Source organism: Agrobacterium sp. DSM 25558, from assembly GCF_900100825.1.
Taxonomy (GTDB): Bacteria; Pseudomonadota; Alphaproteobacteria; order Rhizobiales; family Rhizobiaceae; genus Agrobacterium.
Genome location: NZ_FMUD01000003.1, coordinates 232,354 through 242,300 on the forward strand (window position 1 = coordinate 232,354; position 9,947 = coordinate 242,300).

The 9,947-nt window shown below is 57.9% G+C and carries 12 protein-coding genes; 3 read left to right on the forward strand and 9 right to left on the reverse strand.

Annotated elements, in window-relative coordinates; all coding sequences use genetic code 11:
• Positions 1-37 precede the first annotated feature (37 nt).
• Both DSM25558_RS04840 and DSM25558_RS04845 read right to left on the reverse strand, forming a co-directional pair.
• The gene (locus DSM25558_RS04840) at positions 38-454 is read right to left on the reverse strand and encodes a MarR family winged helix-turn-helix transcriptional regulator (RefSeq protein WP_077102294.1); all 417 of its coding nucleotides are present in this window, start codon (positions 452-454) and stop codon (positions 38-40) included.
• Between the two features lie 194 nt (positions 455-648).
• Positions 649-1,650: an aldo/keto reductase gene (locus DSM25558_RS04845; protein ID WP_077102296.1), complete on the reverse strand. Its 1,002-nt coding sequence runs from the start codon at positions 1,648-1,650 to the stop codon at positions 649-651.
• A 117-nt stretch (positions 1,651-1,767) separates the two neighbouring features.
• On the opposite strand from DSM25558_RS04845, the gene DSM25558_RS04850 reads away from it, so the two are divergent.
• On the forward strand, positions 1,768-2,658 hold the full coding sequence (locus DSM25558_RS04850) for a LysR family transcriptional regulator (protein ID WP_077102298.1): 891 nt from the start codon (positions 1,768-1,770) through the stop codon (positions 2,656-2,658).
• Here DSM25558_RS04850 and DSM25558_RS04855 read toward each other — a convergent pair.
• The 4 genes from DSM25558_RS04855 to DSM25558_RS04870 form a co-directional block, all read right to left on the reverse strand.
• Positions 2,648-3,091, reverse strand: a complete 444-nt coding sequence (locus DSM25558_RS04855) for a GNAT family N-acetyltransferase (protein ID WP_077102300.1) — start codon at positions 3,089-3,091, stop codon at positions 2,648-2,650. The two genes, DSM25558_RS04850 and DSM25558_RS04855, sit on opposite strands and share 11 nt — an antisense overlap.
• Positions 3,092-4,027, reverse strand: coding sequence for an aldo/keto reductase (locus tag DSM25558_RS04860; protein ID WP_077102302.1), 936 nt, complete (start codon positions 4,025-4,027; stop codon positions 3,092-3,094).
• A gap of 113 nt (positions 4,028-4,140) precedes the next feature.
• A complete protein-coding gene (locus tag DSM25558_RS04865; protein ID WP_077102366.1) occupies positions 4,141-5,133 on the reverse strand; it encodes a GlxA family transcriptional regulator in 993 nt (330 codons plus the stop codon).
• Positions 5,133-5,693 carry an isochorismatase family protein gene (locus tag DSM25558_RS04870; RefSeq protein WP_077102304.1) on the reverse strand — a complete coding sequence of 187 codons (561 nt, stop codon included), beginning with the start codon at positions 5,691-5,693 and terminating at the stop codon, positions 5,133-5,135. Before DSM25558_RS04870 ends, DSM25558_RS04865 begins: the two co-directional genes overlap by 1 nt.
• Before the next feature lie 182 nt (positions 5,694-5,875).
• Here DSM25558_RS04870 and DSM25558_RS04875 point away from each other — a divergent pair, with 182 nt between their 5' ends.
• The gene (locus DSM25558_RS04875) at positions 5,876-6,862 is read left to right on the forward strand and encodes a Gfo/Idh/MocA family protein (protein WP_077102306.1); all 987 of its coding nucleotides are present in this window, start codon (positions 5,876-5,878) and stop codon (positions 6,860-6,862) included.
• Between the two features lie 10 nt (positions 6,863-6,872).
• On the opposite strand, the gene DSM25558_RS04880 is transcribed toward DSM25558_RS04875, so the two are convergent.
• Both DSM25558_RS04880 and DSM25558_RS04885 read right to left on the reverse strand, forming a co-directional pair.
• Positions 6,873-7,226, reverse strand: coding sequence for a hypothetical protein (locus tag DSM25558_RS04880; RefSeq protein ID WP_077102308.1), 354 nt, complete (start codon positions 7,224-7,226; stop codon positions 6,873-6,875).
• A gap of 67 nt (positions 7,227-7,293) precedes the next feature.
• A complete protein-coding gene (locus DSM25558_RS04885; protein ID WP_077102310.1) occupies positions 7,294-7,524 on the reverse strand; it encodes a hypothetical protein in 231 nt (76 codons plus the stop codon).
• A 196-nt stretch (positions 7,525-7,720) separates the two neighbouring features.
• On the opposite strand from DSM25558_RS04885, the gene xseA reads away from it, so the two are divergent.
• On the forward strand, positions 7,721-9,319 hold the full coding sequence (gene xseA / locus DSM25558_RS04890) for an exodeoxyribonuclease VII large subunit (RefSeq protein ID WP_077102368.1): 1,599 nt from the start codon (positions 7,721-7,723) through the stop codon (positions 9,317-9,319).
• 124 nt (positions 9,320-9,443) lie between these two features.
• On the opposite strand, the gene DSM25558_RS04895 is transcribed toward xseA, so the two are convergent.
• Positions 9,444-9,947: transposase (locus DSM25558_RS04895; protein ID WP_083716310.1), on the reverse strand; the 504-nt coding region annotated here is incomplete at its 5' end.

The following is a 9,947-nucleotide window of genomic DNA, read 5'->3' on the forward strand; positions in this document are numbered from 1 at the left end:
CTCCATGTGGTTAGCTATGCAACTATTTAGCTCAATTTCAGCTGATCTGCTGGTTGATGGACTTCGCCTGATCGACAAAACGATCGAAGGAACCGTCGCCGAGTTCCATTTTCAAACGGTTGGTCACCGCACCGCTGGCTGCATCCAACGATGCGTGCAGTGCCATCGCCTTTGCGGTTGGGTGAATCTCACACTCCCGTTTGTCACGCTTGGTTGTCTGGCGTGTGAGAAAACCTCTTTTCTCAAGTCCATCGATTGCTCTGGTTGCCGTCGCTCTGGCGATCTGCAACGTGTCCGCCAATTCACTTTGCAACATGCCGGGCTTGTTCAGTACGGCACGAAGCGTGAAGGCTTGAGCGGGTGTCAGGTCAAAAGGCTTGAAGGCCTCAGTCCATATGCGCTCCAGCTGTCGGCCCAAAGCCACCGTGTTGAAATATAGGCAATGATCAAACATGGCTTACCATAACACAAGTGATTGCATATGCAACTATTTTAAATTTAATGGCTTAAGCTTCCGTCAGCTTCATCCACGTTAAGGTGGCGTTGGCACCTGAACATCTTCTAACCAGCTGTTCTCAAAAGGTTTTACACCCTCCTCATCAACTCCGATGAAGAGAGTGTAAAAGAAAATAAAAACAAACAGATAAGTTACCTATTCGCCATAGCTGCCATCTGCTCGGGATACCGCCCACCGGCAACCTTCGCCGGAGACAGCAACTCACCCAGCTTTGCGGCCTCATCCGCACTCAGCGCCACATCGGCGGCTGCCACGTTCTTTTCCAGATTGGCGATCTTCGTCGTGCCGGGAATGGGGACGATGAAGTCGCATTGCGCCAGCACCCATGCCAGCGCCAGTTGCCCGGCTGTCACGCCTTTTTCCGCAGCCATCTCTTCGAGTAACGTGATCAGCGCCAGATTGGCGTCGAAATTCTCGGCCTGGAAACGGGGCAGGGAGCGGCGGAAGTCGGTGTCGGAGAGGCCGTCGAGCTTCTTCAGGGCACCGGTCAGTACACCACGACCGAGCGGGCTGAAGGGTACGAAGCCGATGCCGAGTTCGCGGCAGGTGTCGAGCACTCCGTTGGTCTCGACATCGCGGGTCCACAGCGAATATTCGCTCTGCAGCGCGGTGATGGGGTGGGTGGCATGCGCCTTGCGAATAGTCTCCGCATTGGCTTCGGAAAGTCCGAGATGACGGATTTTGCCTGCCTGCACCAGTTCGGCCATGGCACCGACCGTGTCTTCAATCGGCACGTTTGGATCGACGCGGTGCTGGTAGAAGAGATCGATGACGTCGACACCCAGGCGCTTGAGCGATGCATCGGCCACGGTGTGCACATTTTCCGGTCTGCTGTCGGTGCCCACCATCATTTGCCCGGCTGGCTTGGTGGCATCGATCTTGAAGCCGAATTTCGTGGCGATGGTGACCTTGTCGCGATAGGGCTTCAAGCCTTTGCCGACGAGAACTTCATTGGTGAAGGGGCCGTAGACCTCTGCGGTATCGAAAAAGGTCACGCCGAGTTCGACGGCGCGGTGCAGGGTCGCGATGGAGGCGCTTTCGTCTGCGGATGGGCTGTAAGCGTGGCTCATGCCCATGCAGCCGAGGCCGAGCGCTGAAACGGAGAGATTGTTTCCGAGAATTCTGTTTTGCATATTTCTGCCTTCCATAAAGGAACCGCCCGTCACTACGGGCATGAGGCCAAGATAGCCCGGCAAGACGGCAAAAATAATCGCTGCAATTCGTGTTGGCTTGTTCTATCATTTAGAACAATGAACCGTGTGCAACTTTCCCAATTGGCCGTTCTGGCTGCCGTTGCCGAAGGCCGCAGCTTTCGCAAGGCGGCGGCGGAGCTTGGCATTGCACCCTCTGCCGTCAGTCACGCCGTGTCTTCGCTGGAACGCAGCCTCGGCATGCGTCTGCTTCACCGTACCACACGCAGCGTCTCGCCAACGGAAGAGGGCAGACGGCTGCTGGAAACACTGGCACCAGCACTCGCCGATATCGATGCAGTCATCGGCGCACTTGCCGAACATGGCGGTCGTCCCGCCGGGCCTTTGCGCATCACCATGCCGCGCCTGGCTGCTGAAGATATCGTCGTGCCCAGGCTGGGCGAGTTTCTTGCCCGCTACCCGGATATTTCGCTCGAAATTTCGACCGATGACCGGTTCGAGGATATCGTTGCCAAAGGCTTCGACGCCGGTTTGCGGCTGGGCGAAAATCTGGAAGCGGATATGATTGCGGTTCGCGCCAGCACCGCGTGGCGTGGTGCCATCGTTGGCTCCCCGGCATATTTCGAGAACTACCCGATACCGCAGCATCCGCGCGATCTCATGCAGCATCGCTGCATTCGCCGCCGCTTTTCAAGCGGGCTGATCTATCGCTGGGAACTGGAGAAGGATGGCAAGCCGCTGGTGGTCGATGTGCAGGGGCCACTGATCCTTTCCGATCAGAGCCTCATACGCGCTGCCACGATTGACGGTGCGGGTCTCGCCTTCGTGTTCGAACAGCGAATCGAGAACGATATAAGAGAGGGAAGACTGGTGAAGGTGCTGGAAGACTGGTGTGCACCCTTCGATGGCTTTTACATCTATTATCCCTCGCGCCGGCAGATGCGACCGGCGCTGAGGGCTTTCGTGGATTTCTTCCGCGTCAGAACTTGAGCCGGTAGCGAATGTGGCCGTCGCTTTGAACATAGCTGTCATAGAGCTTGCGGGCCTGGGCATTGTCTTCGTTGGTGTGCCAGTAAAGCCGTGACCAGCCCTTGTCCTTGCAGATGGAAATCAGGTCATCGATCAAAGCCCGGCCTATGCCCTTGCCGCGAATGTTCGCATCAATGAACAGGTCTTCCAGATAGCAATCTGGTGTCTTTACCCAGGTGGAATCATGGAAGTGGTGGATGGCAAAGCCAACCACCCGTCCATCCAGTACCGCAAGGCGCGCAGACACGCGCGATGCGGGGTCGATGATGCGCGCCCATGTATGGGCGGTCACATCGTCGGGTAGATTCACCTGGTAGAAAGCAAGGTAGTCATTCCACAGCCCAAGCCACTCGGCTTGGTCCTGGCTGCCGGCATCACGAATGCTGAGATTCATTTACGCGCCAGCCTTATCCAGAAGCGCTATCATCTCGTCTGTTAGCTTCAGTTCCGTTGCGCGCTTGAAGCTCTCCAGCTGGGAAAGGCTGGTGGCGCTGGCGATCGGTGCGGTCACGGCCTTTTTGCGCAGCAGCCAAGCGAGCGCGATATCGGCGAGTTTTGCCCCGGTTTCGGCAGCAATCGTGTCCATGGCACCCAGAATGGCCAGACCGCGCGTGTTGACGTAATCGCCAACGCGGTAGGAACGCGCAACACCTTCGGTATCCGCCTTGCTGCGATATTTGCCAGTCAGGAACCCGGCGGCAAGGCTGTAATAGTTGATGACGCCGATGTCTTCCTTCGCCGTCAGTTCGGCAAGCGGCCCTTCGAACCTCTCGCGGGTGTAAAGGTTATATTCCGGCTGCACGACATCGAAACGCGCCAGTCCCGTCGTCGCGGAGACATCCAGCGCTTCTTGTAGCTCGGGGGCGTCATAGTTGGAGCAGCCGATGGCGCGTACCTTGCCTTGCTCCTTCAGCTTGGTGAACGCGCCAAGCGTTTCCTCGATTGGCGTCTCGGCATCAGGCTTATGGGCGAGATAAAGGTCGATGTAATCGGTCTGCAGACGGCGCAGCGATGCCTCCACTGCTTCCGCGATGCGCTCGGCCTTGAGGCCTTTGTCATAGCCAACCTTGGAAACGATAATGGCCTTGTCGCGGGCCACGCTGCCGCGTTTAAGCCATTTGCCGATGATGGCTTCGGACTCGCCACCCTGATGGCCATCAACCCACGCGGAATAGACATCCGCTGTGTCGATGGTGTTGAAGCCTGCGTCGAAGAAGGCATCCAGCAACTGGAAGGAGGTGTTCTCATCCGCAGTCCAGCCGAAGACGTTGCCGCCAAAGACGATCGGGGCGATGGAAAGGCCGGTTCGGCCAAGCGCGCGTTTCTCCACGGATGATACTCCCTTTGTTTTTCTGATGTTTCGCAACAGTAGCAAGCGGATGGAGCCATAACCATTGAATTTCCTTGATGGCTGGCACCATGCTTGCGTGATGGAAACGACATTCAGGAGGAAAGGGTTCGGTAAAAACTTGGCGGCTCTTCATGATGTTGCTGCCATACACGGCGAAGATGGCGGGCAGAGGCGAAGCCTGACCGCTCAGCCACCGCTTCCATGTCGAGCCGGGAATGAGCCAGAATATCGCGGGCGAGGTTGACGCGCATCAGGTTGATGTAATCCACCACGCTGACGCCGGTGTGTTCACGAAACAGCCGCGACAGATGCCGTTCGCTCAAGGCCGCCGCCTTGGCGAGCCGTCCCAGTGACCATTCGGCGGCGGGGTCAGCCACAATGGCGTCCTGGGCTTTGTGGACGGAAGGGTGAATGTGGTTGCGGCCTGAAAGCCAGGGCGAGATTTGCGGGTCGTTCGCTGTGCGCCTGATATAGATGACCATGATCTGCGCAATGCGCGCCGCAATCACCGGACTGGTGAGAGACGATACGATGTGCAGCAAAAGATCGATGCCGGTCGAAATGCCAGCGCTGGAAAAGCGGCGACCATCTTCCACAAACAGACGGTTGTCCAACACCTGCGCTAAGGGTGCAAGCCGCCGCAATTCACCCATGCAATCGGAGTGGGTCGTGCAGTGGTGACCATCGAAAACACCGGCCTCGGCGGCAATCAGCGCGCCGGAGCAGATGGAGACGATGGTTGTGTCGTCCCGCACCGTCCGCCGCAGCCAGTCTGCCAGATCGCGCCGCTCCCGACTTGAACCGGCCTGCATCGTTTCCATTAAGGAGCCGCCGGAAATCAGTACCATGGCATTGTCAGGCAGCACTTCCGGCAAGGTGTCCAGTCCGGCCAGCGAAAGCCCGATCGTCGTCGTCTGGCGGTCGCTGGCTGCAACATATTTGCAGTCGAATCTCACAGCACCCTGCTGCTGGTTGGCATAACGGAGCACCTCCAGCGGCCCCGCAACATCCAGCAGCAAAGTTTGCGGCGGCAGCACCACGAAAACCGGAATGATTTTGGTTTGCACGCCGCCGCCACTCGTCATCATGCGGCTTCTTTCTGCGCCTGCAACGCTTCGTCCACGGTCAAGATGCGCGCAAAGCGACCGGAGAGCACCAGTTCCGTGCGCGTGGCGATATCCTCTGCCGAAAAGACTTTGCCGGAGGCATGCGTCATGGGAAAAGTCAGCGTTGCCTCAGTCACGAAATCCACGGAATAGCCCAGATCGGACCCCTGCCGCGTGGTGGTTTCGCAGCATTGCTCGGTGCGAATACCGGAAACGATCAACCGGTTGATGCCGTGCTGGGTCAGCCACACATCGAGACCCGTGCCGATAAAGGCCGAATGGCGGTTCTTGCGAAACGTAACTGTGGGCTTGATGCGAATGCCCTCTAATGCGCGGATGAAACCGCTCTCCTCAGCAAAGGCCCGGTCGCCATCGACGTGGAAGATCTGGATGACGGGAATCCCCGCAGCTTCTGCGCCATCAATCAGCTTTTGCTGAGCGGCGAGATAGGCGGGCAGGCCGCTCTCATCGAAATAGGGCGCTTGCCGAAAGGATTCCTGTACATCGATGACCAGAAGCGCTGTATGTGAATGGGACATTTTCTGTATCTCCGATTTCTGATGAATACAGTTTTTCCCATTTGCTGAAAAGCCGAAAGTACATGTCGCGCCGAATAGAGGACATTTCCGGCCATCATGGGTTTCAATGCGGGCTGGATTCCCGGGCGGTTGCTTGTCTTCCCTGTCATGGTAAGGTACCGCCCATCAAAGTGGAGGCAGGCATGTTGCGTTTTGGAATTCTATCGACGGCGAAAATCGGCAGGGAGCTCGTTATCCCCGCCATTCAGGATGCGGAAAACGCTGTCGTCACCGCCATTGCCAGCCGGGATTTCTCCAAGGCGCGGCAACTGGCCGACCGTTTCTCCGTGCCGCATGCCTTCGGTTCCTATGAGGAAATGCTGGCCTCTGATGTCATCGACGCGGTCTACATCCCGCTGCCAACCGCCCAGCACGTGGAATGGTCCATCAAGGCCGCCAATGCGGGCAAGCATGTGCTGTGCGAAAAGCCGATTGCGCTCAAGGCCGAAGAAATCGACAGCCTGATTGCCGCACGAGACCGCAACAAGGTGCTGATATCAGAAGCCTATATGGTGACCTATGCGCCGGTGTGGCTGAAGGTGCGCGAGCTGTTGGCGTCGGGCGCTATCGGTGCGCTGAAGCACGTCCAAGGCTCTTTTACCTATTTCAACCGTGATCCCGGCAATATGCGCAACATTCCTGAACTCGGCGGCGGCGCGCTTCCGGATATCGGTGTCTATCCCACCATCACCACCCGCTTTGCCACCGGTAAAGAGCCAAAACGCGTTCAGGCCGAGGTCGAGCGTGACCCGGAATTCGGCACCGATATCTATGCCAGCGTCAAGGCGGATTTCGGTGATTTCGAACTCAGCTTCTACATTTCCACCCAGCTCGCAGGCCGCCAGCTCATGGTCCTGCACGGGACCGAAGGTTATATCGAGGTCAAGTCACCCTTCAATGCCGACCGCTGGGGTGCCGAAGAAGTCGAACTCACAAACCAGAATCACGGCCAGTCGCAAATCTTCCGCTTTCAGGATAGCCGCCAGTATCGCAGGGAAATCGAAGCTTTCGCCACTGCGGCAAGCGGCGGGAATGCCGAGGTCGTTTCCCTGGAAAGCTCGAAGAACAGCCAGCGCTTTATCGATGCGATCTACCGTGCTGCTGAAAAGGATGGTTGGGAAACGGTCTAAAGCGGCCTGCCTACCTTTTCCTTGCTCTAACATAGCCCGCAACAGCAAGAGCGAGGCCGCCACATGACGCAGCAAGAAATGCCGTCGGCCATTGCAAGAACGGGTTTCGGGTGATGATCAGCGCGAAAATGCCAAAGCTGACGCATGTGCTGATGCCACTGATCACGATCAGCAAAACGCCGCCACTAGGGACGGCTCTTTGCAGGTGATTGAGAGCATAAGCGAGACAAGGGAGCGTTATCGCGACGCTCCACAAACGCGCGACCACGATATCAAGGTTTGAACCGCTCGATATCGCAAGCGTGACAAAACCGTCCAATACAATGAACGCGGCGTTGATCAGGATAAATACGGGCAAATTCACGGGTTGGTGTTCCGTTTCAAGACATTCGAAACGGCACTTTATCGTAAACGTGCAACGCCGCTACCGATTAAGCGGTGCGCAATCCTCGAACTGCCAACATCGCGCAAAAAGTACAGGCAATGCCGACATTATAGCCCGCAAGCGCGATCAGAAGTGACAATACGTGTACACCAGATGATGACACCAACGCCGCCGCAGCAAAAGCGACTGCAATCAGGATGCCTGTGGCGGCAACAGCCGTAACCGAACGCAAAGCAAGCGCAGCTGCGCCGAGTGAAATTCCGAGAATAAATACCATGATGCCGCTCCTCCTCCAGAGGGCCTGAGGAAAGGCACCGTCATCCTCAAAGACCCGTATTTCTCCTCCGTATATGCACGTTCAACTGTCAAACTAGCAGATTGTTGCAATTTTGTGAAATTTAATCGTCAGGAAATTGTCAAATCCGCGTCATGAAGCCGATTTGCGAATCGCGGGCCATGGGGTAGAAACGGGCATGAGCGATATTTTCAGCCAGCCACTCACCAACCTCGCCGAATTCTCCGTTTCGGAGCTTTCCGGCTCTATCAAACGCACGGTCGAGACCGCTTTTGATCAGGTGCGCGTACGTGGTGAAATCTCCGGTTATCGTGGCCAGCACACGTCGGGCCACGCCTATTTCTCGTTGAAAGACGACCGCGCCCGCATCGATGCCGTCATCTGGAAGGGCAGTTTTTCCAAGCTGAAATTCCGCCCGGAAGAGGGCATGGAGGTCATCGCCACCGGCAAGATCACCACCTTCCCCGGCTCGTCCAAATACCAGATCGTCATCGAGAGCCTGGAGCCAGCCGGTGCCGGTGCGCTGATGGCGCTGCTGGAAGAGCGCCGCCGCAAGCTCGCCGCAGAAGGTCTGTTCGATCAGACGCGCAAGCGCCGTCTGCCGTACATGCCGAGGGTCATTGGCGTCGTCACCTCGCCAACCGGTGCCGTTATCCGCGATATTCTGCACCGCATTTCCGATCGTTTCCCAGTGCATGTGTTGGTTTGGCCGGTCAAAGTGCAGGGCGAAGGTTCCGGCGAAGAGGTGGCCAACGCCATCAGGGGCTTCAATGCGCTGGAGATCGGCGGAGCCATTCCACGACCGGATGTGCTGATCGTCGCGCGCGGCGGCGGCAGCCTGGAAGACCTGTGGAGCTTCAACGACGAGATCGTCGTGCGCGCTGCTGCCGAAAGCCAGATACCGCTGATATCAGCCGTCGGTCACGAAACAGATACGACGCTGATCGACCACGCCGCCGATGTGCGCGCGCCCACACCCACGGGTGCCGCCGAAATGGCCGTGCCTGTCAGGGCCGATCTGGAGGCTCAGCTTGCAGGTCTCTCTGCCCGCCTCTCCGGCTCCATGTTCCGCCAGATGGACAACCGCCGCCAGGGCGTACGTGCGCTCGTGCGCGCCCTGCCATCGCTCGATCAATTGCTGGCCCTGCCGCGCCGCCGTTTCGATGAGGCAGCCAGCGGTCTTGGTCGCGGGCTGGAGCTGAATACGCTCAACAAGCGCCGCAGTTTTGAACGCACCGCGTCCGGTCTTCGCCCGGATGTGTTGGCCCATGGCCTCAAACAGCAACGCCAACGCATTCAGGAACGAATGCAGCGCGCCGAAAGCCTGGTGGAGCGCCGCCTGCTACAGGCCCAATCGCGCGTCTCATCGTCGGACTCGTCGCTGCGCGCTCTTCCTGCACGTCTGCTCGGCCAGCTAGAGCGCCAGAAGGAAAGGGTGGCCACTGCAACCCGCCGCATCGATACGGCCGTTTTGCACCGCATGTCGCAAAATCGCTCCGGCATCGCCGCCCATGATCGCATCCTGCAATCGCTGTCCTATAAGAACGTGTTGAAACGCGGCTACGCTGTCATTCGTGACGAAGACAACCGCCCACTGACCCGCGCCGCCACCGTTGAAACAGGTGCCGTTGTGTCGATGGAGTTTGCCGATGGCCGCGTTTCGGCTATTGCCGGTGGTGCGGATGTTCAACCAAGTGAAGGGGTGACGCCAGCGCCCAAGAAGAAGCCGGTGAGAACGACGCCGTCAGGCCCTGTTGATCAGGGTAGTTTGTTTTAAAAACATCTCTCTTCCGTCATTCCGGCCTTGAGCCGGAATCCAGTTGTCGCGCGTCTGCGCGGGAGAGAGTCTTTGCGCTTCAGACGTAGCGCAGCTAGACCCCGCATCAAGCAACCGTGGACGATCAAGTAAAAGCAGGGTCTGTTTTTGCGATTGCGTTGAGGATGGTTATGAGCTTTCGGATTGTTGCGACGATGGCGATCTTAAAGGTTTTTCCGTTGCTGCGCAGGCGCTGGTAGAAAGTGCCGAGAATGGGATCCTTGATCTTGATTGCGCTCAGCGCGGCCATGTAGGCAATGTCGCGCAGATGCTTGCGTCCTCCAGAGCATTTGCCTCTGCAGTTCGAACTGCCGGATTGGCGCGCATGGGGAGCAACGCCCAGAAGGGCTGCAATGGCCTTCGACGAGACGCTCCCCAGTTCGGGCAGGTCGGCAAGCAGCGCGGTTGCCAGCACCGGACCGACACCTGTGACCTTGCACATCCTGTCGTGACGCTTGCGCAGGCTCGGCGTTGCCTTGAGCAGATCACGCATGGCGGTATCCAGCGTCGCAATATCCGCAGCGATGATGCGCAGGCGTTGTTCCAGCATATCGCGCACCAGCGGCTCTTCAATCGTATCGAGCTGGCT

Excerpts from the sequence above, each read along its gene's own strand:
- DSM25558_RS04840 (WP_077102294.1), bottom strand. The coding sequence starts at position 454 with ATGTTTGATCATTGCCTATATTTCAACACGGTGGCTTTGGGCCGACAG.
- DSM25558_RS04865 (WP_077102366.1), bottom strand. The coding sequence starts at position 5,133 with ATGACGAGTGGCGGCGGCGTGCAAACCAAAATCATTCCGGTTTTCGTG.
- DSM25558_RS04850 (WP_077102298.1), top strand. The coding sequence starts at position 1,768 with ATGAACCGTGTGCAACTTTCCCAATTGGCCGTTCTGGCTGCCGTTGCC.
- xseA (WP_077102368.1), top strand. The coding sequence starts at position 7,721 with ATGAGCGATATTTTCAGCCAGCCACTCACCAACCTCGCCGAATTCTCC.
- DSM25558_RS04885 (WP_077102310.1), bottom strand. The coding sequence starts at position 7,524 with ATGGTATTTATTCTCGGAATTTCACTCGGCGCAGCTGCGCTTGCTTTG.
- DSM25558_RS04845 (WP_077102296.1), bottom strand. The coding sequence starts at position 1,650 with ATGCAAAACAGAATTCTCGGAAACAATCTCTCCGTTTCAGCGCTCGGC.
- DSM25558_RS04870 (WP_077102304.1), bottom strand. The coding sequence starts at position 5,693 with ATGTCCCATTCACATACAGCGCTTCTGGTCATCGATGTACAGGAATCC.
- DSM25558_RS04875 (WP_077102306.1), top strand. The coding sequence starts at position 5,876 with ATGTTGCGTTTTGGAATTCTATCGACGGCGAAAATCGGCAGGGAGCTC.
- DSM25558_RS04855 (WP_077102300.1), bottom strand. The coding sequence starts at position 3,091 with ATGAATCTCAGCATTCGTGATGCCGGCAGCCAGGACCAAGCCGAGTGG.